At 62.5% G+C, this 26656-nt stretch carries 23 protein-coding genes; 15 read left to right on the top strand and 8 right to left on the bottom strand.

Annotation, left to right across the window (positions count from 1 at the left end):
• The 3 genes from cobN to AC1MEK_RS00530 are packed head-to-tail and all read left to right on the top strand — an operon-like array spanning position 1 to position 5450.
• Complete coding sequence (gene cobN, locus AC1MEK_RS00540; RefSeq protein ID WP_480394302.1) at positions 1 to 3765, top strand: cobaltochelatase subunit CobN; 3765 nt, start codon at positions 1 to 3, stop codon at positions 3763 to 3765.
• Between the two features lie 6 nt (positions 3766 to 3771).
• Positions 3772 to 4782: a magnesium chelatase ATPase subunit I gene (locus tag AC1MEK_RS00535; RefSeq protein WP_480394301.1), complete on the top strand. Its 1011-nt coding sequence runs from the start codon at positions 3772 to 3774 to the stop codon at positions 4780 to 4782.
• The gene (locus AC1MEK_RS00530; protein ID WP_480394764.1) at positions 4764 to 5450 is read left to right on the top strand and encodes a vWA domain-containing protein; all 687 of its coding nucleotides are present in this window, start codon (positions 4764 to 4766) and stop codon (positions 5448 to 5450) included. The genes AC1MEK_RS00535 and AC1MEK_RS00530 overlap by 19 nt, the downstream gene beginning before the upstream one ends.
• Positions 5451 to 5522: 72 nt before the next feature.
• On the opposite strand, the gene AC1MEK_RS00525 is transcribed toward AC1MEK_RS00530, so the two are convergent.
• Positions 5523 to 6347, bottom strand: a complete 825-nt coding sequence (locus tag AC1MEK_RS00525; protein ID WP_480394300.1) for an HDOD domain-containing protein — start codon at positions 6345 to 6347, stop codon at positions 5523 to 5525.
• 345 nt (positions 6348 to 6692) lie between these two features.
• Here AC1MEK_RS00525 and AC1MEK_RS00520 point away from each other — a divergent pair, with 345 nt between their 5' ends.
• The 4 genes from AC1MEK_RS00520 to AC1MEK_RS00505 all read left to right on the top strand — a co-directional run bounded on the left by AC1MEK_RS00520 (position 6693) and on the right by AC1MEK_RS00505 (position 12938).
• Positions 6693 to 8690: a type III effector HrpK domain-containing protein gene (locus tag AC1MEK_RS00520; protein WP_480394299.1), complete on the top strand. Its 1998-nt coding sequence runs from the start codon at positions 6693 to 6695 to the stop codon at positions 8688 to 8690.
• A 74-nt stretch (positions 8691 to 8764) separates the two neighbouring features.
• The gene (locus tag AC1MEK_RS00515) at positions 8765 to 9727 is read left to right on the top strand and encodes a lytic transglycosylase domain-containing protein (RefSeq protein ID WP_480394298.1); all 963 of its coding nucleotides are present in this window, start codon (positions 8765 to 8767) and stop codon (positions 9725 to 9727) included.
• A 107-nt stretch (positions 9728 to 9834) separates the two neighbouring features.
• Positions 9835 to 11406: a type III effector gene (locus AC1MEK_RS00510; protein ID WP_480394297.1), complete on the top strand. Its 1572-nt coding sequence runs from the start codon at positions 9835 to 9837 to the stop codon at positions 11404 to 11406.
• Between the two features lie 590 nt (positions 11407 to 11996).
• Positions 11997 to 12938 (top strand): hypothetical protein, encoded by a 942-nt coding sequence (locus AC1MEK_RS00505; protein WP_480394296.1) that lies wholly within the window; start codon positions 11997 to 11999, stop codon positions 12936 to 12938.
• A gap of 86 nt (positions 12939 to 13024) precedes the next feature.
• On the opposite strand, the gene ptrR is transcribed toward AC1MEK_RS00505, so the two are convergent.
• On the bottom strand, positions 13025 to 13906 hold the full coding sequence (gene ptrR, locus AC1MEK_RS00500) for a putrescine utilization regulator PtrR (protein ID WP_480394295.1): 882 nt from the start codon (positions 13904 to 13906) through the stop codon (positions 13025 to 13027).
• Between the two features lie 152 nt (positions 13907 to 14058).
• Here ptrR and AC1MEK_RS00495 point away from each other — a divergent pair, with 152 nt between their 5' ends.
• Complete coding sequence (locus AC1MEK_RS00495; protein WP_480394294.1) at positions 14059 to 15450, top strand: aldehyde dehydrogenase family protein; 1392 nt, start codon at positions 14059 to 14061, stop codon at positions 15448 to 15450.
• 29 nt (positions 15451 to 15479) lie between these two features.
• Here the strand turns inward: AC1MEK_RS00495 and AC1MEK_RS00490 are convergent, their stop codons facing one another.
• Positions 15480 to 15911 carry a hypothetical protein gene (locus tag AC1MEK_RS00490; protein WP_480394293.1) on the bottom strand — a complete coding sequence of 144 codons (432 nt, stop codon included), beginning with the start codon at positions 15909 to 15911 and terminating at the stop codon, positions 15480 to 15482.
• On the opposite strand from AC1MEK_RS00490, the gene AC1MEK_RS00485 reads away from it, so the two are divergent.
• Positions 15889 to 17163, top strand: a complete 1275-nt coding sequence (locus AC1MEK_RS00485) for an MFS transporter (RefSeq protein WP_480394292.1) — start codon at positions 15889 to 15891, stop codon at positions 17161 to 17163. The genes AC1MEK_RS00490 and AC1MEK_RS00485 overlap by 23 nt on opposite strands.
• 53 nt (positions 17164 to 17216) lie before the next feature.
• Here AC1MEK_RS00485 and AC1MEK_RS00480 read toward each other — a convergent pair whose 3' ends face one another.
• A complete protein-coding gene (locus AC1MEK_RS00480) occupies positions 17217 to 17483 on the bottom strand; it encodes a hypothetical protein (RefSeq protein ID WP_480394291.1) in 267 nt (88 codons plus the stop codon).
• Positions 17484 to 17894: 411 nt separating this feature from the next.
• Between AC1MEK_RS00480 and AC1MEK_RS00475 the strand changes: the two genes are divergently transcribed.
• On the top strand, positions 17895 to 19214 hold the full coding sequence (locus tag AC1MEK_RS00475; RefSeq protein ID WP_480394290.1) for a sigma-54-dependent transcriptional regulator: 1320 nt from the start codon (positions 17895 to 17897) through the stop codon (positions 19212 to 19214).
• Between the two features lie 65 nt (positions 19215 to 19279).
• Here the strand turns inward: AC1MEK_RS00475 and AC1MEK_RS00470 are convergent, their stop codons facing one another.
• Positions 19280 to 19804 carry an AAA family ATPase gene (locus tag AC1MEK_RS00470; RefSeq protein ID WP_480394289.1) on the bottom strand — a complete coding sequence of 175 codons (525 nt, stop codon included), beginning with the start codon at positions 19802 to 19804 and terminating at the stop codon, positions 19280 to 19282.
• A 7-nt stretch (positions 19805 to 19811) separates the two neighbouring features.
• On the bottom strand, positions 19812 to 20375 hold the full coding sequence (pnuC, locus tag AC1MEK_RS00465) for a nicotinamide riboside transporter PnuC (RefSeq protein ID WP_480394288.1): 564 nt from the start codon (positions 20373 to 20375) through the stop codon (positions 19812 to 19814).
• A 314-nt stretch (positions 20376 to 20689) separates the two neighbouring features.
• Here pnuC and AC1MEK_RS00460 point away from each other — a divergent pair, with 314 nt between their 5' ends.
• A complete protein-coding gene (locus AC1MEK_RS00460; protein WP_480394287.1) occupies positions 20690 to 21520 on the top strand; it encodes an undecaprenyl-diphosphate phosphatase in 831 nt (276 codons plus the stop codon).
• Positions 21521 to 21524: 4 nt separating this feature from the next.
• Positions 21525 to 21968 (top strand): DUF1294 domain-containing protein, encoded by a 444-nt coding sequence (locus AC1MEK_RS00455; protein ID WP_480394286.1) that lies wholly within the window; start codon positions 21525 to 21527, stop codon positions 21966 to 21968.
• A gap of 8 nt (positions 21969 to 21976) precedes the next feature.
• On the opposite strand, the gene AC1MEK_RS00450 is transcribed toward AC1MEK_RS00455, so the two are convergent.
• Complete coding sequence (locus AC1MEK_RS00450; protein WP_480394285.1) at positions 21977 to 22327, bottom strand: MmcQ/YjbR family DNA-binding protein; 351 nt, start codon at positions 22325 to 22327, stop codon at positions 21977 to 21979.
• Positions 22328 to 22524: 197 nt separating this feature from the next.
• On the opposite strand from AC1MEK_RS00450, the gene AC1MEK_RS00445 reads away from it, so the two are divergent.
• A complete protein-coding gene (locus tag AC1MEK_RS00445) occupies positions 22525 to 23550 on the top strand; it encodes a hypothetical protein (RefSeq protein WP_480394284.1) in 1026 nt (341 codons plus the stop codon).
• Here AC1MEK_RS00445 and AC1MEK_RS00440 read toward each other — a convergent pair whose 3' ends face one another.
• Positions 23551 to 24459, bottom strand: coding sequence for a LysR substrate-binding domain-containing protein (locus AC1MEK_RS00440; protein ID WP_480394283.1), 909 nt, complete (start codon positions 24457 to 24459; stop codon positions 23551 to 23553).
• 130 nt (positions 24460 to 24589) lie between these two features.
• Here AC1MEK_RS00440 and AC1MEK_RS00435 point away from each other — a divergent pair, with 130 nt between their 5' ends.
• Entirely contained in the window at positions 24590 to 25195 is a 606-nt protein-coding gene (locus AC1MEK_RS00435; protein ID WP_480394282.1) for an FMN-dependent NADH-azoreductase, read from the top strand.
• Positions 25196 to 25615: 420 nt separating this feature from the next.
• A complete protein-coding gene (locus AC1MEK_RS00430; protein WP_480394281.1) occupies positions 25616 to 26656 on the top strand; it encodes an alpha/beta hydrolase family protein in 1041 nt (346 codons plus the stop codon).

Raw genomic sequence — 26656 nt, 5'->3', positions numbered from 1 at the left:
ATGCACCTGCTGCGCACCCAGCCCGGTGGCTTTGTCCCCGATGACAGCATCGCCGATCTGGGACAGACCCCGGCCGATCTGGTGATCCTGTGCAGTGGCGATTCACACCTGGCGCTGCTGGCCGAGACCGCCCAGCAGCTGCCGGACGACTACCCGAGCCTGCGTCTGGCCAACCCGATGCAGGTGCAGAACCACGCCTCGGTCGACCTGTACGTCGACGAGGTGCTGCGTCACGCCAAGGTCATCCTGATTTCCCTGCACGGCGGCATCGGCTACTGGCGCTACGGCGTCGAGCGGCTGGTGGAGCTGGCCGGCAGAGGCATAAAGCTGATCCTGGTCCCCGGCGATGACCGTCCCGACCCAGAACTCAGCGACCTGAGCACTGAATCACCCGAAGATCGCGAACGGCTCTGGCATTACCTGCGCCAGGGCGGCAAGCACAACGCCCTGCAGCTGTTCAACTGCCTGGCCAACCGTTGGCTTGGCCGCGACTACCGCTGGGACGAGCCACAGACCCTGCCGCGCACGGCAATCTATCACCCACAGAAAAGCAACGCCGCGCTGGCGGACTGGCAAGCCGACTGGCAAGCCGATCAGCCGGTCGCCGCCGTGCTGTTCTACCGCTCGCACCTGCAGGCGGCCAATACCGGTTTCATCGATGTGTTCTGCCAGTGCTTGCAGGCTCAGGGCCTGAACCCGTTGCCGATTGCCGTGGCGAGCCTCAAGGAGCCCGCGTGTCTGGAAGCGGTGCAGAACTGGCTGGACGAGGTCGATTGCGAAGTCATCCTCAACACCACCGGGTTTGCCCAGTCCAGCCCGGAAGCGCCGCATTTAAGACCGTTTCGTCTAAATGTGCCGGTGGTCCAGGCCATCTGCGCCCAGGACAACGAACCGGCCTGGCAGCAAAGCGAGCAGGGGCTCGGCTCGCGGGATCTGGCAATGCACATCGCGCTGCCCGAACTTGACGGGCGCATCATCAGCCGGCCGATCAGCTTCAAGGACCTGGCCTGGCGCAGCGAGCGCAGTCAGTCCGACGTGGTCTGTTACCGCGCGCAACCGGAGCGCATGGATTTCGTCGCCGAGCTGGCCCGGCGCTGGGTCCTGCTGGCGCGCACGGCCAATGCCGACAAGCGCGTGGCGCTGATTCTGGCCAACTACCCGACCCGCGACGGGCGTATAGGCAATGGCGTGGGGCTGGATACCCCGGCGGCGGCGCTGAATATCCTCAAGGCCATGCAGGCTGAGGGCTACCCGGTTCAGGACCTGCCGGAAAACGGCACTGCGCTGATTCAGGCACTGCTCGGCGGCGTGACCAATGACCCCGACAGCCTCGATCAGCGCCCCTGCCAGCAAAGCATGGCGATGGACGAATACCTGGCAGCGTTCGACGCCTTGCCTGAAACCAATCGCCTGGCTGTCATGGAGCGCTGGGGCGCACCGCAGCACGATCCGATGTGCCGCCACGGGCGCATGATGATCGCCGGGCTGCGCTTTGGCCTGACGTTCGTCGGCATTCAGCCGGCCCGTGGCTACAACGTCGATCACAGCGCCGTGTACCACGATCCGGACCTGGTGCCGCCCCATGGCTATCTGGCGTTCTATTTCTGGCTGCGCAAGACCTACGGCGCCCACGCTGTGATTCACGTTGGCAAGCACGGCAATCTGGAATGGCTGCCGGGCAAGGGTGTGGGCCTTTCCGAGCAGTGCTGGCCGGATGCGATTCTCGGCCCGTTACCCAACATCTATCCGTTTATCGTCAATGACCCGGGCGAGGGCGCCCAGGCCAAGCGTCGCACCCAGGCGGTGATCATCGACCACCTGATGCCGCCCCTGACCCGCGCCGAGACCTACGGGCCGCTGCGCAATCTGGAATTGCTGGCGGACGAGTACTATGAGGCGCAACTGCTCGACCCACGGCGCGCCCGCGAGCTGCAAAAGGACATTCTGCGTCTGGTACGCGAAACCCATATCGACCGCGAATTGGCGCTGGATGAAGGGCTCGATGGCGAAGCCGATGCGGCGATCTGGCTGCCGCGTCTGGACACCTATCTGTGTGATCTGAAGGAGTCGCAGATTCGCGATGGTTTGCATGTCTTTGGTGAGTCGCCTCAGGGCCGATTGCGCATCGACACGCTGCTGGCGATTCTGCGGGTGCCGCGTGGCGACGGCCGCGGTGCGCAGGCCAGCCTGCTACGCGCCTTGAGCAATGCGCTGGAGCTGGGTTTCGACCCGCTGGACTGCGATCTGGGTGAGCCCTGGGCGGGAGCCAAACCTCAGAAGTTACTTGAGGTGAGCGCTGATCCATGGCGTACGGTGGGTGATACCCGCGAACGCCTGGAGCTGTATGCGGCGCTGCTGATCCAGCAAGTTCTTGCTGATGAATTCGATGTAAATACGATTGAAAACAATGATTTGAGAGCTGTAATTAAAGCGTTGAAAGAAGTTGTAGCGACGCGTCTGGATCACTGCGGCCCGGCCGAAATGGGCGGTCTGCTCGACGCGTTGAGTGGCCGCTTCGTGCCTGCCGGGCCCAGTGGCGCACCGAGCCGCGGGCGGCTGGACGTGCTGCCGACCGGGCGCAATTTCTTCTCGGTGGACGTGCGCAACCTGCCGACCATGACCGCCTGGCGCATCGGCTTTCAGTCGGCCAACCTGTTGCTGGAACGACACCTGCAGGACCATGGCGATTACCTGCGTCAGCTCGGCCTGTCGGTCTGGGGCACTGCGACCATGCGCACTGGCGGCGACGACATCGCCCAGGCCATGGCGCTGATGGGCGTGCGCCCGGTGTGGGCCACGGGCAGCCAGCGGGTCGATGATTTCGAGATCCTGCCCCTGAGCCTGCTCGACCGACCTCGTGTGGACGTGACACTGCGGGTTTCCGGGTTCTTCCGCGACGCCTTCGCCAACCTGATCCGTTTGTTCGACGCCGCCGTGCAAGCGGTGGCCGCGCTGGACGAGCCCGACGACATGAACCCGCTGGCCGCCCGGGTCCGCCAAGAGCGCGAACAGCTTGAGCGTGACGGCCTCAGCACCGAGCAGGCGGCGAAGCAGGCGGGCTGGCGGATCTTCGGCGCCAAGCCGGGGGCATACGGCGCCGGTGTGCAGAACGCCATCGACGGCCGCCTGTGGCAGTCCCGCGAGGACTTGGCCGAGGTCTACCTGAACTGGGGCGGCTATGCCTATGGCGCAGCAGACGAAGGCACGCCCGCTCGGCATGATTTTGCCCGGCGCCTGAGCCAGGTCCAGGCCGTGGTGCAGAACCAGGACAACCGCGAGCACGACCTGCTCGATTCCAACGACTACTACCAGTTCCAGGGCGGCATGCTGGCAGCGGCCGAAAGCCTGAGCCGCGAGGCGGTTGCCAGTTATCACGGTGACCACAGCCAGCCTGATCTGCCGAAGATTCGCACACTCAAGGAAGAGCTCAATCGGGTGGTGCGCTCGCGGGCAGCCAACCCGAAATGGATCGAAGGGGTCAAGCGCCATGGCTACAAAGGCGCGTTCGAAATGGCTGCGACCGTGGATTTTCTCTTCGCGTTCGACGCCACCACCGAACTGATCGACGATCATCAGTATGCTTTGCTGGCGGATGCATACCTGCTCGATGAATCCACCCGTGAATTCATGCAGCAGCATAATCCCGACGCCTTGCGCGACATGACCGAGCGTATGCTCGAAGCCCAGCAGCGCGGTTTGTGGCAGGAGCCGGGCGAATACCGTCAGGCGCTGGAGAATCTGTTGCTGGATATAGAAGAGAACTGAGTTGCCATGACCCACACCCCACATTTCCCGCTGGCCGCCGTGGTGGGCGCCGATGAGCTGAAGCTGGCGCTGTGCCTGACCGCCATCGATCCGAAGATCGGCGGTGTGCTGATCGAGGGGCCGCGCGGCATGGCCAAGTCGACGCTGGCGCGCGGTCTTGCTGATCTCTTGGCCAGCGGGCAGTTCGTGACGCTGCCGTTGGGCGCCACCGAGGAACGGCTGGTCGGCACGCTGGATCTGGACGCCGCACTGGGCGAGGGCCGGGCGAGCTTTTCGCCGGGTGTGCTGGCCAAGGCCGACGGTGGCGTGTTGTACGTTGATGAAGTCAATCTGCTGCCGGATCATCTGGTCGACCTGCTGCTGGACGTCGCCGCCAGCGGGGTCAATCTGGTGGAACGTGACGGCATTTCCCACACGCATCCAACACGTTTCGTCTTGATAGGCACTATGAACCCGGAAGAGGGCGAGCTGCGGCCGCAATTGCTCGACCGCTTTGGCCTGAACGTAGCGCTCAGTGGTCATACCCCGCCCGAGCAGCGCGGGCAGATCATTCGCCGGCGGCTGGATTTCGATGCCGCACCTGAAGACTTCTGCCAGCAGTGGGCAGCGCAGCAGCAGGCGCTGAAGACCCGTTGCGAGACGGCCCGCGGTTTGCTGGCCGGGATCGAACTGGATGACGCAAGCCTGAGCAAGATCACCGAGCGCTGCTTCGCCGCCGGTGTCGATGGCCTGCGCGCGGACCTGGTGTGGCTGCGCGCCGCCCGCGCCCACGCGGCATGGCGCGGTGCGCCGGTGATTGCCGATGAAGACATCGAGGCAGTGGCGGAATTTGCCTTGCGCCACCGTCGCCGCGAAGCGCCGCCATCGCAGCAGCCTGCGGCGTCGAGTCAGGACAGCCCGAGCCCATCGCCCGAACAATCGCCGAAGCAAGGCGAGGGCCACTGGGGTGAAATGCCGGCGCAACCTGTCGCCACCGGTGCTCGCCGCGAAGTGCCCAGCTGGCCAAAAAAGCCCTAGGCATCCGCCCTCGTAACGCCACGGGGGCGGATGCCAGCCCCCGGCCCGGCAGGCTTGACGGTGGCAAGCGCGGTGCCGCGCGCCGAGGCGTCGAAGGTGCGATCGCTTGGGTACCGACCTTGCTGCGAGGCCGTCCGCAAACCCGCGCCGATCTGATCCACCAACCACGTAGTCGCCGCGCGCAGACCCTGTGGCTGGTGATTGTCGACGCTTCGGCTTCGACCCGCCGCCATCAGGCCCTCAGTGACGCCAAGGGTCTGCTTGCGCAGTTGTTCGATGATGCCTACCGCCAGCGCGCTCGGCTGGCCTTGCTCACGGCCAGCGGTCGCAGCGCCCGTTGGCAGCAGCAAGGGTTGAAGGCGGGAGCGGCGTTACAGCCTTGGCTTGATGCCCTGGGCGCAGGAGGCGGGACGCCCTTGTTCGAGGCGATCGCCCAGGCCGGTGAGTGGCTGGCCAAACGCCGCAAGCGCAATCCGGGGGAGTCACAGCGGGTGGTGATCCTGACCGATGGACGGGTCAAGGAGGTCCGGCAAGTCGAGGGTTTCGGATGCCCGAGCCTGTTGATCGACATCGAACGCGGGCCGATCCGGCTGGGTAGGGCGCTTGAGCTGGCTCGTCAATTGAGCGCCGAATATCGGCATATCGATGCACTGGCCGACGCGCAGTAGCACAGGCTGGCAACGCAATCGCTGCGGTTGGCCAGCCGAGCCACTACGAGATGGCAGGTGCCGTTTTGGTCGTCAGTTCAACAATTCGGCAAAGGCCTTGTCGGCCTCAAGCACCGCAGGCAGCGCGGCGAACAGGGCATTCAGATCAATACCCTCCATCAGCGGGCCATCGGTGGCCTGTTGCGCTTCAGGGGTGGCGCCGCCATGGTTTTCCAGGGCCTCGGAAATCGTCAACGCCTGGGCGACGATCCGCGCCTGAGTCGCGTCGCCAGGGGCTTGCATGGGGCGGGCCTGATAGGCGATAGCCTGTTGGATCACCGCGGGCAACTGCCAGCGACGGGCCAGTTCGGCGCCGACTTCCGGATAGCCGAAGCCCAGCTGCAGGGTTTCCAGCGCCGCGCGGCTGGTAGCGCCAGTCTTGGTCGCAGCGTTGATGCGCTCGGCGACGCTGCTGGCGCCGGTCTGGATCAGCAGTTCGCCGATGTTGTGCATCACCCCGCAAGTGAAGGCGATTTCGGCGTCTGCCCCGGATTGCTTGGCCAGCAGGCGGCAGATGCCGGCCACCCGGAAGCTCTCCAGCCAGAAGCCCTTGAGGTCGAAGCTGGGGCTGGCCTTGAAGGCGCCGGTGACGGCCGAGGCCAGCACCAGGGTGCGCAGGGTGTTGAAGCCCAGGCGCATGGCCGCGTCTTCGATGCTTGAAGACTCCCGCGCGCCGCGAAAGCGCGCGGAGTTGGCCAGGCGCAGGATCTTGGCCGAGATGACCGGATCCTTCTGAATGTTGCGCGCGATGCTTTCCAGATTCGACGAGGGGTTGTCGAATTGTTGAATCAGGTCCTGAGCCACTTTGGGAATGCTCGGAAGACTGCCCAGATCCGCGAAGAGTTGCTCGATACCCATGGCCTTGCTCCTGTTTCGTGTGGATTACAACACGATAGGCAAGATTGGCGGATCTGCACGGATGGTGTTGTGGTTTTGAAACAGATCTTTTGAGGGTTCGGTACATCCGTTTGAGGTTGTTGGTGCTTGTATTGAGTGAGTCTCGTTGATTGTGGTGACGCTGGCTTCGTGTTCTGGCTAACGCTTTTGATCTTGAGCCAGCCTCATCAGCGTCACCGCAAAAAAGCCAGACACAACAGGATCGACGCACCATCGCAAAAACGAAACAAAAAGAAACATTCTCTGGAACTGACCGCCATCTCCAGCCACACAGTCGTCATCCTCACCTTCCAATGGCGACCCCCCATGCGCATTTCCAACAGCCCGTTCAGTGGTATCGCACCGCAACCCGACAATGGCGATTCGCTCCAGAACCCCCTGCAACCCAACACCGCGCAACGACTGTTGTGCCCAGCCAGCAACCCCACTATCCAGTTCGGCGCCGCCCCCACACAACACCCCGGCACCACCCAATCACCCGAAAAACAACTGCTGTCCCTGCTGATCCAGCTGCTCAAAGGCAACAGCCAAACGCAAAACCCCACAGCCGCAAACAAACCCGGCACCGTCGACAAAACCCCAACCACCCCCCAGCCAGACACCCGCCAGCCCGTCGACTCAGCGAAAACCAACGAGGCCAGCTTCCTCGACGACTCCAAATATTCATCCCCCAAGGAACTCGAACGCTGGGCCCCCATGGTCGCCAATCTACCGCCGGAGCAGCGCGAGCAGGCCGCCAAGGAACTCAACCGACCCATCGCCGCCGCGCGCATGGCCGCGGAAAAGGGCCCGGACGCGGCCAAGGCCATGGACTTCATCAACGCCAACCCGGCGCTGAAAACCGCCGTGGACACCGGCAAACACGGGGGCAAGGCCGACGGCAAGATCACCGACGGCGACCTCAAGGCCTTCGCCAAGAACATGCAGAAGGCCGCCGACAGCGCCGACAAAGACATGGCCAACTACCAGAAGGACCATCCGGACGCCGACCCGCAATCCCTGGAAATGGTGCGCAGCGCCGCCCTGATGCGTGCCAACGAGCCGCTGACCAAGGCCGCCGACCCGAAACACGCGCTGGGCGCGGAAGACAAGACCAAGGTCGACGGCCTGACCAGCGCCGACGGGCTCAAGGCCATTCAGAACGACAACCCGGGCCTGGCCGGGCCGCTCAAGCAGGCAGCCAAGACCTGGTCGCAACCAGGCTTTCTGACCCAGATCGACCAGGGCGGCCTGGAAGGTCGGGCGCTTGCGGCCCACAGCCCGGACAAGTTGTTCAACGCAGGCAACATCAGCGACTGGATCAAGAAACAGGCGCCGACCAATGGCGGCGAGTTCGCCAGCATGCTCAGTGACGCCGCGACCCTCAACTCAGTGGCCGACGTCGACATCAGCAAATTGAACAAGGACGTCTTCGACAACCCTTCGGCCTACAGCGGCGAGCAGAAGGCCGCGGTGATGGTCAAGCTGCAGCAGACCCAGCAAAGCGTGGTCGCTGGCGCCGACCTGCGCAAGACCGGCAAGACCGAAGACGCGCTCTCGGAAAAAATCGCCCAGTTGCAGGCCGACCCCGATGTGCAGGCGTTTCTCGCGCAGCAGGTGCCGCAACAGTCACGGGCGCTGGTGGGCAGCACCCCGTCGCTGCAAAAGGCCGTGACCGAACAGATGCAGAAGGTCAACAGCGGCCAGGCGCTGGCAACTGACATGGCCACTGCCGACAAGGCGGCGGAAAAAGCCAAGGGCAAGGACAAAAACAACCCTGATTATCGCAATGCGGTGGGCGGCCTGTCGGCGCAGTTGCAGATGCAGCGGGATCTGTTCGGTGACAACGCCAACATTCCGAGTGTCGATCAGGTGCTGGCCAACCGGCCTGATCTGCAAGGCCGGGTGCAGAGCTCGTTCGAGCGCCAGGCCAGCGAGATCAACGACGCGAAACAGACCTCCGGCAAGAGCAAGACCGCCCAGGCCAAAGACATCTATGACACCACCAGGGACGGCCTCTCCGACGCCAAAAAGGTCTACGACTCGGTAGCCAAATCCGCCGGTCGTGCGGGGCTGGGCGAGGTCGCGGCCAAGGTCGGTGGCCGGGTCGCCGGGATGGTGGCAGGCGAAGCCGCTGGCATGGCAGCCGGGGCGGCCATCGGCGCATCGATTCCGGTGGTTGGCTGGATCGCCGACGCCGCCATGAGCCTGGGCTTCGGCATCTCGGCCATCATCGAGGCGGTCAAGAAACACAAGGCGCAGAAGGCCTTCGACCACAACGTCGACCCGGTTCTGGATCAGTTCGGTATTCCCAAGGCGCATTGAGCTGAAGCTTGACCGCAGTTCGGTTTCACCCGTTGCAATCAACCCCTGAATCAGAGAGGTAAACGACCATGAACATGGGTGTTTCATCGTATCGCCCGCTGCAGGACCCCAACGCGATGCCCACGGACTTTTCGTCCCTGAGCGGCAAACACGGCCAGCACAACGCGCTCAGTGGCAACGGCAGCGGCAATCAGAGCATCGACCCCAGCACCTTGCTGTTCGCCAATCCGGTGCAGTCACAGGTCAATTTCGCGCCGCCCAACAGCCAGGATCCGCAGACTGACCCGGCGAACGCGCTGTCCGGCAACGGCAACAACAATCAGGCCAGCATGGTGCAGCAGCTCATGAGTCTGGTGATGGAGCTGTTGCAGATGCTCATGAAATTGCAGAACGGCAATCAGCCCAACGCGCAGAATCTGGCTGCGCAAAATGGCGGCGGTGGAGGGGGCGGCGGTGGCGGAGACAATGGCGCCGTGAACAATGGTGGCGGGGGCGCGGGCAACGGCGTCAACACGCCGGGCAACAACTCTGCCAATGCGGTGTCCGGCGACACCTCGCTCAGCGGTTCGGGCGACCTGCATCTGCCCAAACAGCTGGAACCCTATCGCAACGACATCATGGACGCGTCCAAGGCCACCGGCGTGCCGCCCAGCATTCTGGCCGGGCAGATATGGGCCGAATCCCGCGGGCAACTGGGGCAGGACACTACCAACGTCAATGGCAAGACCGATGCGGGCCTGATGCAAGTCAATGCCGACACCTTCGCCGGGCTCAAGAAGGAGAATCCGGACTTGCTGGGCAATGCCGACGTCAACAACGTCCACGACAACATCATGGCCGGCGCGCTGTACATGCGCGATCAGCATCAGGCGTTCGGCGACTGGGGCTCGGCTTTGCGTGCCTACAACTCGGGCCCTGACAAGGTGAGCAAGGGGGATCTTTCCAATGTCGGCGGCGTGGGTGATCCGAACTACGTCAATAACGTAATGAACTTCGCGAAAATCATTGAAAGCGGGCAGGGTCAGTTACCGGCTTGAGAGCCTTGATCATACTCGTGCAGACCGACCGGTCTAAATGGCTCGGTCGGCTGTCAACGCTGCTTGCTATGCCTATAGGCAGTCAGCTCCTATCCGAGGATTGAACTGTGCATCCCATAAACAGAACGCCAACAAGCGCACCACCGCTGGCCACCACTGCAAGCGGATTGATTCGCGAAACCGACGCTGGCCACGCGCCGGTGGAACTGCGCGCGCTGTCCCAAGAGATGATCGACAGCGAAGTGCAGCTGATTGCCCATTACCTCAAGGAACAGGTCTTCGCCGTGCACAAACAGGCGTTACTACCTGCTCCAGCGGGTGCCAGCCAGGCCGAACTGGATGAAATCAATCAGCACAACCAAGGCGTCACCCGCAGCAACCAACAGCTGGATCGCATCGCCGACAGCCGTGCCCGGGTATTGCAGCGCGAGGGCGAAACCCTGGGCGATATCGCCGACACCCTGGCCAAGGGCGACAAGTTCGACCGTCTGGCCAACCGTACGTCCAGCGCCTTGCGCGCCACACCGTTCGCGGCGGCCACTGTGCTGCAATACCTCAAGCCTGCGATCAACAAGGGTGACTGGCTGCCAGCGCCGCTCAAGCCGCTGGCACCGCTGATTCCGGGGGCGGTGTCCGGGGTGATGGATCAGGTCGGTACTGGCGTGATGAACCGGGTGACCGGCGATAACCAGTATCTGAAAACCACGCCGGACAAGCTGCACGATGCGCTCGCCGAATCGGTGCAGCGCCACAAACCCGGGCTGGCGCAGCAGAGCCTCGACCAGGGCGGCGCGATTCAGAGTTACACCGCGCGCAATGTGGCGCGTACGATAGTGGGCACGGCGCTGGCCGGGCATCCCAAGGCTCAGGCCATCACCGACACGGCCATCTCGTCCATCGGTGGTCTGCCGGCCAACGCGCTGTTCGCCAACCGCATGCAGAACACCGAACGTCGAGATCACCAGCGCGGCGCGGCGTTTGTCTTTGGCCGCAAGGACGCCGAGGCCAAGCCGCTGGATGAAGAAACCGAATGGCTGCAGGCCTATCGCGACATCAAGCACGCCAGCTACACCGGTGCGGCGCTCAATGCCGGCAAGCGGCTGGCGGGTATGCCCATCGACATCCTGACCGACGGCAGCAAGGCGGTGCGCAGCCTGGTGTCGGCCAGCAGCCTGACCCAGAACGGCATGGCGTTGGCGGGCGGCTTTGCCGGGGTCGGCAAGCTGCAGGAAGCCGCCACCCGGCACATCAGCAACCCTTACGCGAAAACCGCCGTCAGCCAACTCACCAACACCTTGGGTTCGGCGGCGGTGTTCGCCGGCTGGACCACGGCCGGTGTGCTGACTGATCGCGCCACCCGCGCCGCCGAGGACTTGCTGCAAAACGACGTGAAAAGTGCGGCATCGAGTACGGCGTCATTCGCCGCCCAAAAGACCGCCGACGGCGCCCGGTTCGCCGCGAGCAAAACTACCGCCGGCCTGGAAATCGCTGCCAACAAGACAGCGGCTGGCGTCCAGACGGCAATCGACAAGACGGCAGCGGGCATCGACACCGTCGCGACCAAGGCAGCTGCGGGGATGGAGGCGGTGGTCACCACCGGTGCGGCGTTGAAGGCGCGTTACGACAATCAGGTGCGTCGGCGCGAGCCGGATCCTGAAAGTTTCCTGGACATGACCTGATATCCGTACAGACGCGTCATCTGCCATCTGTTGCGTAACGGCCACGGAATCGGGCACCGCTGATGTGAGTCAGCGGTGTCTTTTATTGGCGTTGGCCAGATCCGATCTGCGTGCGTGCATCATTTGATCCATATAAATCAACTGCTTAACTGCGGCACGAGGGTGAACTTGGTTAGTTGCCATGAAGGCTGGTTTATTCGTTAAAGATCTGAGCTAAAACATTGTTACCGAAACACGCTTAATTCGTTGCTTTCTGCGCGATTTCGACAGGCCGGCAAACTTGCACATTTGTGCTTTTGTTTTCGCCATGACGAACTAATGGCCAACTAATTCCTCAAAATGATCGAGTGCAGCATCCGCTGCCATCTGGCGGTTCGTCCCGTAAATATGGGCACGAACCGCCAGTGGCAGCTACGCTGAATGGGTGCATCTGAATACTGTTTTCTCACCGCGCCAGGTTTGACGCGACGTGTTGTCGTCTACAGTTGAATCGCTGTGTTACGGGTTCAGGACTGTTTTACCGATTCAGGAAGGCAACCTTTTGGGCATTTCGCTCGCATCAACCGACATGACACTTGGAGCAATCGGTTATGAAGAGACAATTGATTTTGGGCCTGACGGTTTCCGTACTGGCTTTGGGTGTCTCGGCCGCCTGTGCGGCAGACGAGGCGAAGGACGGCAAGACGGTTGCCGAATACGGCTCGGAAAAGGTGGGACCGAACCGCACGGCGTCCGATGGCGCTGACCACGTAGGTGCCAACTCGATGGCGTCGGATGGCGCGGACAAGGTCGGTGCGAATCGTGTTGCTTCCGATGGTGCGGATAAAGTGGGTGCCAATCGCGTGGCTTCGGATGGTGCCGATAAGGTCGGTGCCAATCGTGTGGCTTCTGATGGCGCCGATAAGGTCGGTGCCAATCGCGTGGCTTCTGATGGCGCAGATAAGGTGGGAGCGAATCGCGTAGCTTCGGACGGTGCCGATAAAGTAGGTGCCAATCGCGTGGCTTCTGATGGCGCGGATAAAGTCGGTGCCAATCGCGTGGCTTCCGATGGCGCCGATAAGGTCGGCGCCAATCGCGTAGCTTCGGACGGCGCAGACAAGGTCGGTGCCAATCGCGTGGCTTCAGACGGCGCAGATAAAGTCGGTGCAAATCGCGTAGCGTCGGATGGCGCGGATAAGGTCGGTGCCAACCGCGTCGCCTCGGACGGCGCAGATAAGGTAGGTGCCAATCGCGTGGCTTCAGACGGCGCAGATAAAGTCGGCGCCAATCGCGTAGCCTCCGACGGCGCAGATAAAGTCGGAGCCAACCGCGTAGCCTCGGACGGCGCAGATAAGGTCGGTGCCAACCGCGTCGCCTCTGACGGCGCCGATCACGTAGGCGCCAATTCGGTCGCCGCCAACGGTCAGCCCGAACGTGGCCTGGCCTCGGATGGCTCGGACAGGACCGGCGCGAATCAGACCGCCAACAAGCTGGACCACATGAATTTCCGCGAAGTGGCCGGCGAGATGGATTACGACCGACTGACCAAATAGTGTGCGGACAAAAAACGATCACTGCGGTGTGGCCGCGGTGATCGTTTTTTTTGCGGGTTAAACGGCCGGCGCTGCTGTACGGGTGTTCAAGCTGCAGCCGTACCTTGCCCGACTGTGTTCTGCACCAGATCGATAAAGGCATTGAGCGCTGGCGTACGCACGCCCCGGCGCCAGGTCAGCCAGATGTTGAGGTAGCGAAACTCTTCGCTCAGCGGGTAGGCGTTGACGTTGCGGCAGCCCGGCATGCTTTCGAGCATGCTGCGCGGCACCATCGCCACCCCGGCCCCTGCGGTCACGCAGGCGAGCATGCCGTGGTAGGACTCCATTTCGAAGATCTTGCCCGGTGTAGCCATGTCGGCCTTGAACCATTCTTCGAAGTGGCGCCGGTACGAGCAGTTCTGGCGAAACGCGTAGACCGTCTTGCTGCTGACGTCCTGGGCGCGGGTCACCGGCTCATGGGTGGCGGCGGTGATCAGCAGCATTTCCTCTTCGAACAGTTCGATGCCTTCCAGCTCCGGGTGGCGCAACGGGCCGTCGACGAACGCCGCGCTCAAGCGGCCTGAGAGCACGCCGTCGATCATGTCGCCCGAGGGGCCGGTGGACAGGTCCAGCTCGACCTTGGGGTAGTGCTGGTGAAAGTCCGCCAGCAGGGAAGGGATGCGTACCGCTGCGGTACTTTCCATCGACCCCAGCGAGAACACGCCCTGGGGTTCGGTGCCGGACGTCGCCTGGCGGGCTTCTTCCACCAGTTCCAGAATACGTTTGGTGTAGTCGAGGAAGGTCCTGCCGGTGGCCGAGAGGCGCAGGCGCAGCTTCTCGCGGATGAACAGGTCGACGCCCAGTTCCTGTTCCAGCTGCTTGATCCGCGTGGTCAGGTTCGACGGCACGCGGTGCAGGCGCTGGGCGGCGGCGGTGATGCTGCCTTCTTCGGCGATGGCCTTGAACAGTTCGAGTTGGGTCAGGTCCATGGGCGTCTCTCGTTCTTTCTCATTTTGAGAATGTATTTTTGATAATTATTCATTATCGGAAATTTCGGCGGCAGATTATCGTGGCCCCAAGACTTCAGCAACGGGCGTCTGCCCGGCGGTGAACGTCAACCGTCAACAGGAGGCTTTTGATCATGTCGAAACACGCATCTCCCACCCACGCCATTTCGCTGAACCCTGCCACCGGCGAGGTGTTCGCCGAATATCCGTTCGAAAGCGCAGACGTGCTGGAGCAGACCCTGGCCCGCACCACCAACGCCTTCAAGGCCTGGCGTAAGACGCCGGTCAGCGTGCGCGCCGAGCAGCTGCGCAAGATCGCCCAGGTGCTGCGCAAGAACGCCGAACCACTGGCGCAGATGATGACCGCTGAAATGGGCAAGCCGATCGTCCAGGCCCGTGGCGAAGTCGAGAAAACCGCGGCCACCTGCGACTGGTACGCCGAACACGGCCCGGCCATGCTGGCGCCGGAAAAGACCCCGGTAGAAAACGACAAAGCGTACATCGATTACCTGCCACTGGGCCCGATCCTCACCGTCATGCCGTGGAACTTTCCGATCTGGCAGGTGATGCGCGGCGCGATCCCGATGATTCTGGTGGGCAACACCTATGTGCTCAAGCACGCACCGAACGTCATGGGCAGCGCCTATCTGCTGCGTGACGCCTGGGCCGAAGCCGGTCTGCCGGACGGTGTGTTCGAAGTCATCAACGTCACCAACGAAGGCGTTTCCAGCGCCATCGCTGACCCGCGCATCGCGGCTGTGGCGGTGACCGGTAGCGTGCGTGCAGGTTCTGCGATCGCCGCACAAGCCGGTGCCGCTTTGAAGAAGTGCGTGTTGGAACTGGGCGGTTCCGACCCGTTCATCGTACTGGCCGATGCCGACCTGGATGAGGCCGTGAAGGCGGCGGCGGTCGGTCGTTACCAGAACAGCGGGCAGATCTGCGTGGCGGCCAAGCGCATCATCGTCGAAGAGAGCGTGCTGCCGGCCTTCACCGAGAAGTTCGTGGCGGCGGCCAAGGCGCTGAAAGTCGGCGACCCGACCGTGGACGAGAACTACATCGGCCCGATGGCCCGTTACGACCTGCGCGACGAGCTGCACGCTCAGGTACAGAAAACCCTCGGCGAAGGCGCGACCCTGCTGCTGGGCGGCGACAAGCTGGAAGGTGAGGGCAACTATTATGCGCCGACCATCCTGGGCAATGTGCGTCCGGGCATGACTTCCTTTAAAGAAGAGCTGTTTGGTCCGGTCGCGTCGCTGATCGTCGCCCGGGATGCCGACCACGCGGTGGAACTGGCCAACGACAGCGAGTTCGGCCTGGCCGGCAGCGTCTGGACCGCCGACGTTGATCTAGCCCGCGACATCGCCGCGCGTCTGGAGACCGGTGGCGTGTTCATCAATGGCTACACCGCTTCCGACGCCCGCGTACCGATCGGTGGCGTGAAGAAGAGCGGCTTCGGTCGCGAGCTGTCGCACTTCGGCATCCGCGAGTTTTGCAATGCGCAGACCGTGTGGCTGGATCGTCGCTGAGAGGCTGCGTCTGCTTTTGATTCTGGGCGCTAGCCCGTGGGAGCCCGGCTTGCCGGCGATCTGGCGCGCAGCGGCAGTGAAACCATTCGCCTTGTTTGTGTCAGACAAGCCGAGTGAGCCGGGTTTACTGCCGCTTCGCGCCAGATCGCCAGCAAGCTGGGCTCCCACGCCTTCGGCAGAAGCAGGCAGGTGAAATGCCGCCCCTTCGGCAGAAGCAAGTGGGTGTAAGGCCACTCTTTCGGCAGAAGCAGATCGCTGAAAATTTTGTCATACGGTATGCCGACCACCGGTTCTTCGAGCGCTGTGTCGAAAATCTTCTCGCCAGCGTCTTCAACAGCGCCATCTTGCCCGTTAAGATGCGCGCCCTGCGTTGCCCGCTGAACAATTCCAACAAGCCCCGCCAGCAACGATTCCTGTCTGTTTGATCTTGAGGTCGTTATGTCTGTGCAATTGCTGTCCATGGCGCTGGCGCCGCTGTTGGGACTGTTCATTATGAGCATCAGCAGCGCGCTGATGTCGTCGCTGACGACGCTGCGCCTGGATGCCATGGGTTTCTCCGCGACGATGGTGGGGATTGTCTCGTCGGCGTATTTCATCGGCCTGACCCTGGGCTCGGTGTTCAACGAGCGGCTGATTTCCCGCATCGGCCATATTCGTGCCTACAGCTGCTTCGCCGCGCTGATCGCGGTCACTATCTCCCTGCAAGGCCTGTGCAGCGATCCGTGGATCTGGTCGGCGCTGCGCCTGGTCAACGGCTGGGCCATTGTCGGCGTGTACCTGGTGGTGGAAAGCTGGCTGCTGCTGGTGGCCGAGCCAAAGATTCGCGGGCGCCTGCTGGCGCTGTACATGATCGCCCTCTACAGCGCAGGCCTGCTGGGCCAGTTGAGCCTGGGCACGGTGATGGGCGCCGGGCATGACGTGCCGTTCACCATCGCGGCGATGCTGGCGTCGCTATCGCTGGTGCCGATCGTGATGCTGCCCAAGGTCACGCCGCTGGTCGAGCGCGCCGAGCCGCTGCATCCGGGCAAACTGCTGCGCATCACCCCAACCGGCGTGATGGGCTGCTTTGGCTCCGGTGTGGCGATCGCGGCTGTTTATACGCTGCTGCCGCTGTACCTGCAGAAGGTCGGGCTGAACGTCACGGAAGTCGGGCACATGATGGCGGCGGTGATCTTCGGCGCCATGGTCCTGCAATACCCGGTCGGGCGCTGGTCGGACCGCAAGGACCGTCAGACCGTGCTGATCATCCTTGGCGCCGCGTGTGCGGTGTTGTCCGTCGCTGCGGTACTGTTGCCGCCGTCGGGCTGGCCGATGCTGCTGGTGATGTTCCTGCTCGGTGGCGGGGTATTCGCGGTGTACCCGGTGGCGGTCAGTCATGCGGCCGACAGCGCGCCGGATGGTGCATTGGTGCGCATGATTCAGGGCCTGTTGCTGATCAACTCGCTGGGGTCGGCAGTCAGCCCCATGGCGATTTCCCCGGTCATGACCTGGGCCGGGCCTTCCGGGCTGTTCTGGGCTTTCGCGGTGATCAATCTGGGAATGGTCGCGTTCTTCGTCTGGCGTCGTCGTGCGCACCCGGTACCGGTGGCGTCCGCGCCGTTCGCCGCAGCCGCGCAGTATTCGGCAACCGGCGTTGAGTTGCGCATGACCGAGGACCTGACCCAAGCGGTGCAGGCCCACGAGGCAGACGAAGAGCTGGTCAAGGCCGGATAAGGCAAGCCGTGACGTGTAGCCCGGCTATCAAGCCGGGCTATCGGAGGGTCAAATCAGGCCGGCATGGTCCACGGCTTGAGGCTGTAGCCCTCGTCGCGGATCTCGGCGCGGGCCTGTTCCAGCGCCTGGGCCAGTTGCTGCGGGTCGCGGTAGGCGCTGCTTGGAATCTGTTTGCGGCCGATGCGGGTGTTGGTGCGATCGATGACCGTCAGGCTCAGTTCGCCGTTGCCGTCCTGTGCGGACCAGGCCACACACTGGAAGGGTTCAAAAGCGTGACCGGCGATCAGCAAAGCATCGTTAAAGCGCAAGGGGGCGTTCATGGAGAATCCTCTAGTGCCCGTAACATTCAATCACCGACGGCGGGCGTCCCAGTCGGTTGAGTCAGGGTGAGCTACCTGGGGTAGCTACTTGTACAGATGACCGGCCGCTGGAGATAAGTCACAACATATTTCGACTTTTTTCATTTTCTTTACGTTTTTTCCTGTCCGGCGTCATTTCGACTCGCCCGTTACGCCCGCAGAGGGGTGTATCAGATCTGATCCAGTTGTTTGATTACTTCTTTAATGCCTTTTTGATCTGTGTAAGCACGTTTCGATCTTAGCCTTAGATTCAAACGGTCCAAGCGCGTGTCAAAAATTTGCTAATGTAGTTTTCAGGGCTGCCAAGGCACTGTTTCTAAAAATGTTTTTGCTACGGAAAACTATTTGAATCCTGGCGCCAAGGACCTGCATATGCATGAGATGGCATCTATCCGTCGCCTGTTAATCGTCGAGCCGTGCGACGAATGTCTGCGCCTGATTCCCGGTCTGAGGATTGCCGGTTGGGAAGTGGACAGTTGCGCGCTGGAGTCGGCGCTCGCTCATCCCTGTGACGTCGGGCTGATCCGCCTGATGCCGGAGCATTTCGAGCAGCCGCAGCTGATCAAGGAGTTGATCACCCGCAGCAACACCGAATGGATCGCAGTGCTGACAGCCGATGACCTGCGCCGCGAGCTGATCGGCGATTTCGTCTGCGAATGGTTTTTCGACTTTCATACCTTGCCGTTCGATGTCGCCCGGGTGCAGGTCACCCTAGGCCGGGCCTACGGCATGGCGCGGCTGCGGGCCCAAGGCGCAAGCTATGGCAATGGGCCTGAGCAGGAGATGCTCGGTGAGAGCCGGCCGATTCGCGAATTGCGCCGCCTGCTGACCAAACTGGCGCCTACCGAATCGCCAGTGCTGATCCGGGGCGAACCGGGCACTGGCAAGGAGCTGATCGCCCGCACTTTGCACGCGCAATCCCAGCGTCGTAACCAGCCCTTTGTCTCGATCAATTGCAGCGTCACCGGTGAGCACCAGCTGCAGGATGAACTGTTCGGGCAGGATGAAGATCCGCAAAGCGGCCAGCCGCGCAAGCCCGGCCGGATCGAACTGGCCGATGGCGGCACGCTGTTTCTGGACGAGATCGGCGAGTTGCCGCTGGATGTGCAGGCCAATCTGTTGCGATTTCTGCAGGATCAGCGTCACATCGAAATCGCTGGCGAGCGGGTTGCGGTGGACGTGCGGATCCTGGCGGCGACCCATGTGGACCTCGAGGCGGCGATCCGCAAGAAGCGTTTTCGTGAAGACCTGTATTACCGCCTGAACGTGCTGCAAGTGGGCACTGCGCCGCTGCGTGAACGACACGGCGATCTGGCGCTGCTGGCCAATCATTTTGCGCATTTCTACAGCCAGGAAACCGGGCGCCGACCACGCAATTTCAGTCAGGACGCGCTGGTGGCCATGGGCAAACACGACTGGCCGGGCAACGTGCGCGAGCTGGAAAACCGAGTGCGCCGTGGCCTGGTGCTGGCCGAGGGCAGGCAAATCGAGGCGTTTGACCTGGGGTTGCTGGGCGAGGAGGAAATCACCTCGAGCATGGGCACCCTGGAGGAGTACAAGTCCCGCGCCGAGCGTCAGGCACTGTGCGATGTGCTGACTCGCCACAGCGACAACCTCAGCGTCGCGGCGAAGGTGCTGGGGATTTCCCGGCCAACGTTTTACCGGCTATTGCACAAGCATCAGATTCGTTGAACACATCAGGCTGCTGCACCTGCGGCGCCTGAGCGATTGTTCGCGAAAGAATTCGCGCCTACAGGTTAGTTTTCCATTAACCGCTGCACCGCTTCAAACGCCCTGTCCTTGCGGTAGCTCCAACTTCCGTCGATCACTTCATAGCGTTGCCCGTTCCGTTCCAGCCACTGGCGGCCCGCGTCGAAGAATGCCCAGCGTTCTGCCAGCTCCGGTTGGCAGCGCATGCCGTCGCCGACCCATTCCACGCCGTCGGGCGAGAGCAGCAAGTGCAGGTCGTAGCGTCGAGCCAGCAGTTCCTGTTCAAGCCACGAAGGGCAGTCGCCGAACAGGGTCTGGCTCCAGAGGATATTGCTCAGCAAATGCGTGTCGAGAATCAGCAGTTCGGGCTTGCGCGCGCGTGCGGCGTCTTCCCAGGCCAATTGCCCGTGGGCGATGGCAGGGATGTCGGCGTAGCAGGTGTCGCGCTGCTCCTGTTCGATGAAGTGGCGCACGTATTCGCCCACCAGTTCGCCACCGAAATGCCGTGCGATGCGTTCGCCCAGCCAGCTCTTGCCGCTGGACTCGGGGCCGGTCAGTACCAATACCTTCATGGGCAACTCAACGCGCCAGTGCCGGGTCGGCGCGCCACTCACGCCAGCCCTGCACGGCCAGCAAGGTGAACAGCCCGTACAGCGCCGCCGTCAGGTACAGGTCTTTATAAAGGAAGAGCCCGACAAAAATGACATCCAGCACGATCCACAACGGCCAGCACTGCACGCGCTTCTGTGCCATCCACACTTGGGCGACCAGGCTGAAACCGGTCAGGGCCGCATCCAGCCAGGGCTGCGCCGCATCGGTGAAGTGCGCCATGGCAGCACCCAGCAAGAGGCTGACCAGCGCACCGATCGCCAGGCTCAGAGTCAGCGGACCCACATCCAGCGAGGTCACGCGACGCCCGTCGATGACCGCGCCACGGCGTGTCCACTGCCACCAGCCATACAACTGCAACACGGCATAGACAACCTGCAGCAGCATGTCCGAATACAGCTTCACGTCGAAGAAGATCCAGGTGTACAGCACCACCATCGCCAGCCCGATGGGCCAGCACCAGGGATTCTGCCTGACGGTCAGCCAGACGGCGATGACACCCAGTGCTGCGGCGAACAGCTCAAGCCCGGACATGAAGACTCCTGCAGTCATAATAAGGGGGAACCAGCGGGCGGCGATTGTAAGCCGTTTGCGCAAGGTTGTGGCGCCCCGAATGTTCGGTGCACCGCGAACTATCTGTCTGTGAACTGTCGAAGCCTGCGCGCCGCAGTGCCTGCTAGAGCGTTTGCCACAAGGCTCTGGTAGCATCGCGGCGCTTGCGCGTAAGGCGCCCTGTCTTGACTGTTCATGCGTTTTTTTGACATCTGACTGTTTATCGTTCGTTCGACAGTGCTCAAAACATTTCTAGAGAGCCTTGCCATGAGCAGGCTCCATTTTCCGGGGGAATGATGGATCTTTGGACCGCCGCACAGGCGTTGATACTTGGGGTAGTGGAAGGGCTGACGGAGTTCTTGCCGATCTCCAGCACAGGCCATCAGATCATCGTGGCCGACCTCATCGGGTTCGGTGGCGAGCGGGCCATGGCCTTCAATATCATTATCCAGCTGGGGGCGATTCTGGCGGTGATGTGGGAGTTCCGGCGCAAGATTTTTGAGGTCGTGACCGGGCTGCCAAGCCAGCGCAAGGCGCAGCGTTTCACCGTCAATCTGATCATTGGCGTGCTGCCGGCGGTGGTGTTGGGTGTGCTGTTTTCCGACCTGATTCATGAGTACCTGTTCAACCCGATCACCGTGGCTGCGGCCTTGGTGGTGGGCGGTTTCGTCATGCTCTGGGCCGAGCGCCGCGAGCATGAGATTCACGCCGAAACCGTGGATGAAATGACCTGGGCCGATGCCTTGAAAGTGGGTTTCGCCCAGTGCCTGGCGATGATTCCCGGCACGTCGCGTTCCGGCTCGACGATTATCGGTGGCCTGCTGTTCGGCCTGTCGCGCAAGACCGCCACGGAGTTTTCGTTCTTCCTGGCCATGCCGACCATGGTCGCGGCGTCGATCTACTCGGGCTACAAGTACCGCAATCTGTTCCAGCCGGACGATTTCGCGGTGTTCGCGGTGGGTTTCATCACCTCGTTCATCTTCGCCATGATCGCGGTGCGCGGCTTACTCAAGTTCATCGCCAACCACAGCTACGCGGTGTTCGCCTGGTATCGCATCGCCTTCGGCCTGCTGATTCTGGCGACCTGGGCATTTGGTTGGGTTGACTGGACCAGCGTACAGGTGTGAGGCGATGAATCAGCGTGTTCAGCCCAGGCCTGCCGTTCGCACCGGCAACCTGTCGGTGCGATTCGTGAAACTCAAACTGGCCGCGCTGGCCGCGCTGGCCGTGCTGTGCGCGCTGCCGCTGTATGGCGTGGTGTCCATCGGTTTGCACGGTGGTTCCTGGCTGGCGGTGCTGATCTATCCGTTGCTCAGTGCCATCGCCTTCGGCCTGTACGGGCATGACAAGCGCCAGGCTCGTGGTCAGGGCCAGCGCACGCCGGAAAAACTCCTGCATCTGACTGAACTGCTCGGCGGGTGGCCGGGCGCGCTGGTGGCCCAGCAGATATTCCGGCACAAGACCCGCAAGCTGTCCTATCAGCTGGTGTTCTGGCTGATCGTGCTGGCGCATCAGCTGTTCTGGCTCGATCGCCTGCTGCCGGGTGGCCATTTTCTGGCCCGGCACCTGTTCTGAATCGGCGCTCAGCGGTCGAGCTTGAGCGCCACTTGCCGGCGCTTGGGCAATTTGCTGACCACCAGTTGATGTGAGCGGGTCAGCAACTCCCGCAGTTCGTCAGCGCTCATCGCGAACGGGTACGTCAGGGTGATCCAGTGGGCCCGCGCCAGATACGGGGCAGGGCGCACGCCTGGGCGGTCGATATAGCCGAGAAACAGTTCCGGCCCGACCTTGAACGACAGGTCGTTACCGGCGAGCCCCATCACCGCGAACATCTTGGTCTCGGCAATCGAGAACACCCGCACGCCACCCCATTTGTAGTCCTCGCGCGCGCCGGGCAGGCCCAGGCAAAACTCGGCAATGTCTTCGATGTTCATGGCGTTCCTTTTCATCCACGGCGTTCTTGTTCAGGTGTGCGTTTTAGCAGATTCAGCCTTGTCACGCCTTTCCCTGTGCCGTTTTCCCTTCTTCCAGGCCTGACCGAGCGGATGGTCGGCCTCTTATTGTTTGCAGGATGCATTGCCATGCCCGCGCACCTGGATTCGGTGTGCGGGTGAGTCGCTGGAGAAATGCAATGCCGTTGACCCGACGTGAACTTCTTCTCGCAGGCGCTGTGGTGTGCCTGCCGTGGACCGCCCATGCCGCACCGGTCACCTTGCCGCAGACGCTGGTCGAACAGATTCTGGAGCGCGGCGGCTGGTCGCCAGCGGCGGACGACAACGTCAGCGGCGAGACGCTCAAGGCGGATTTCGTCAAGACGCTGATGCTCGACTACCGGCAACATCCTGAGGATCGCACGGCGCAGTTGGGTCTTGGGCTGCTGGCATTGACCCTTGGCGTGGCGCAGTGGGGCATCGAGGACCCGCTCGGCTTGCCGCCGGACCCGGCCAACAGCGACTGGAGCGCCCAGACCAGCGCCAACACCGGCAAGCACCTGATGAGCTACGGCGTCGGTGGCGTGGGGATCGCGCACATGGATCAGGGCGATCTGATTGCGTTCATGGACTACGTGCTGCAAAGCGGCCTCGTGCCGGCCGAACACCGCGCGGCGTTCGCCCGTCTGACCGCCCCGGCGCTCTATCCGAATGCTCAGGGAGGCGTATATGGCCAGTTGCGGGCTTCAGGCGTGTGTGCGCCGCTGGCGATCAATGTCGATCTGGAGGGCGTCGCATTCAAGCATTTCGACAACTCGCACAATGTCGGCTATTGCAGCAAATACAAGAACCCGTCGCTGACATCGCTGGACTGGCAGACCTTTCGTACCTGGATCCGCGCCGCGTTGCGAACCAAGGAAGGGCAGTGCTGGCTGCTCGGTTCCTGGCTGAGCAAATACTGGCATAAGAGCCTGGCCGTGGTGCCACCTGGCGAGGGGGCGGCAGAGGAATTGCTGATCAATGCGCGGATCCGCAACTCGTTGCCCGCCTGCGCAGACCGAGCTGTGCAAGCGCCCGCCGATGATGCCGAAGGCCGGGTGCGGCGGGAACTGGAAGAGTACGAAAAATGTGCGCCGAGCGCTTATGAGCGTCGACGCGATCTGATGCTTCGTTCGGTGGTGCTCTATCGGCATTTCACCGGTGCCACGCCGCTGACCTTCAATTGATCAGGCGCAGCCCATGGTTTGCCCGGTGAACGCTGCGGTGACATGGTCGATCCACGCGCGAACGGCAGGCAGCGCGCCCCGGCGCTGGGTGTAGGCCGCCTGCAGATTCCCGCCGGGCATCGACCAGTCCGGCAACAGCCGCACCAGCGAGCCATCGGCCAGCGCGTCGTGGCAGTTCATCATCGGCAACATGGTGATGCCCAGCCCGGCCAGCGCCGCTGCCTTGCGGATCGGGAAATCGTCGATGACCAGGCGCGGCTCCAGCACCACTTCCTGGCGTCGCCCGTCCTGATGCACCAGTTGGTAGTGCACCTTGCGGTCCGCGTCGGTTGCACCCAGCGCCGGCAGCGCGGCGAGGTCCTGAGGTGTGTCGATGACGTGAGCGGCGGCCAGGGCAGGGGACGCCACCAGCACCGCCTCGGCGGGAGACAGCTGACGCACGATCAGGCTGGGGTCTTCATCGCCGATATCGCGCACGCGCAAGGCCACGTCGATGCCTTCATTGACCAGGTCGACGCGGCGATTGACCAGCATCAGCTCCAGTTGCACCTGCGGGTAGCGCTCGAGAAATTCAGTCACCACGCTGCTCAGCTTCCAGTGGGTCATGCCCACCGGGCACGAGACCCGCAGGCGTCCACGCGGCTCGGACGACAGGCTGGCCACCGCTTCATCGGCCATCCGCGCTTCCAGCAGCATGGCCTGGCAGTGCTGCAGGTAGCGCTCGCCAATGGTGGTCAGGGCCAGTTTGCGCGTGGTGCGCTGCAACAGGCTGGCGTTGAGGCGGGTTTCCAGCTCGGCAATGCGCCGAGACAGCCGCGACTTGGGGATGCCCAGCGCGCGGCCGGCGGCTGCGAAGCCGCCGCATTCGACCACCTGGGCGAAATAGTAGAGATCGTTGAGGTCTTGCATGATCGGGTACTGACTGTTCTATGAGTGGGACAAACTATCGCATTTTTGCCGACTAATCAGCCATTGGCTTGCGCGGTAGGATGATCGCCATTCAGTCGCCCAGCGGCGATACTCACTCAGGAAGCCCGTTATGAAACTCTTGCACATCGATTCCAGCATCCTCGGCGACCATTCCGCTTCGCGCCAGCTGAGCCGTAGCGTTGTCGAGTCCTTCACTGCCGCTCATCCGGGCACTGAAGTGGTGTACCGCGATCTCGCTGCCGAAGCCCTGAACCATTTCTCCAGCGCCACCCTGGCCGCTGCCGGTACGCCTGCCGAAGGCCGTGACGCTGCACAGAAACTGGAAGTGGACACCAACGAAGCGGTGCTGCAGGAATTCCTCAACGCTGACGTCGTGGTACTCGGCGCACCAATGTACAACTTCAGCATCTCCAGCCAACTGAAAGCCTGGATTGACCGCATCGCCGTCGCCGGCCGCACTTTCCGCTACACCGAAGCCGGCCCTGAAGGCCTGTGCAAAGGCAAGAAAGTGATTGTCGTGTCCACCGCCGGTGGCCTGCACAGCGGCCAGCCAACCAGCGCCGGCCACGACGATCTGCTCAAGGTGCTGTTCGGTTTCATCGGCGTCACCGATCTTCAATTCGTCCACGCCCAGGGCCTGGCCTACGGCGACGAGCCACGTGCCAACGCCATGACCGCTGCGAAGAAGCACATCGAAGAAACCCTGTTTGCCTGATGTCTGACCACTACCGCTACTAACCGGTGCATCGTGTAGCGATGCACCACGGTAGCAGGCAGTGTCACCGCAAGCCCCATCACTCAAGGCCTTACAGCCCGTCGGTGATGGGGCTTTCGTCGTTTATGGGGGCCGTTCAGCCGGGCGACAGGCTTTGCGAATTCTTTGCGAGTAACGTGTAGCGGTTGTGGGTAGAATCGCCGCCCTGTTTGGCCAGCGCCATAAGTCGATTGGCCGGTTTTTTCATTTTTTTCGAGTTGGCCCGGCTTGTGCAGTATTGATCTTGAAGGCGCTGTTAAGGCGGCTTTGAATGTATTTGGCGATTGCCGGTCAGATGGCTACAGGCGCCGATTTACAAGGACATCAGACATCTCGCGTCTGGATTCCAGGGCATGGATTGACAAGGTGAGGGGCATTGCAATGATGCGTCTTTGTGCAGTGATGATACTGGGCCTGCTCAGCGGCCTGATTTCGGTGCAGGCCAGCGAACGGCCCAACTGGAGCGTCGGCTTTCATCAGCTGACGTTTCTCGATCCGCTGGACTCGCAGCCCATGCACGCGTACGCGTTCTATCCCTCCACCGATGAGGACCGGGTCACCCGGGTTCAGGGCTATCCCGTCGAAGCCACCGAGGACGCGACCATTGCCATGGGTCGCTTTCCGTTGCTGATGCTGTCTCACGGCAACGCCGGTACGCCTCTGGCCCAGCATGATCTGGCCACTTCGCTGGCCCGCAGAGGTTTTGTGGTGGTCGCGGTCTTTCATCCGGGCGACAACTATCTGGATCACAGCCGCCTGGGCAGCCTGAGCAATCTCTATGGTCGCCCGCAGCAGATCTCCGAAGCCATCAGCGCCGCGTTGATGGACCCGATGCTTTCACCCTATATCAGCGCCCGCAGGGTCGGCGTGATCGGCTATTCGGCCGGTGGTGAAACCGCGTTGATCCTGGCAGGTGCCCAGCCTGACCTGCAGCGCCTGCGCCACTATTGCACCGAGCGCCCGCAGGATCGGGATGCCTGCAAGACTCAGGGTGAGCTGCTGGCCGATCGCGATGACTTGCACGCTCAGGCCGACCCGCGAGTCGGGGCGTTGATGCTGATGGCGCCACTGGGGCTGATGTTCGGACGCCAAACGCTGTCGGAAGTGCACGTGCCGGTGCTGCTGTACAGCGGCGACGGCGATGAACTGCTGGCCATCGACAAGAACGCCGAAGCACTGGCGCGCAAGCTGCCCGAGGTCTCCGACTTCAAGCTGTTCCCCGGCGCGGGGCACTTCGTGTTCATGGCGCCTTGCGATGACATGCAAAGGGCGACTCAGCCCGGCCTGTGCACGGATCCGGTGGGCGTGGACCGCGAAGACATCCATCGCAATCTGAGCAGCGAAGCGGTGCGCTTCTTCGGCACCGCGCTGGGCACGCCGATGAGCACGGCGGGCATGCAGACGGCGGTGCATCGCCAATAA

It is taken from the genome of Pseudomonas sp. 2, assembly GCF_056627435.1.
The sequence above is the reverse complement of the archived record's forward strand: the minus strand, read 5'-3'. Positions and strand labels throughout refer to the sequence as shown.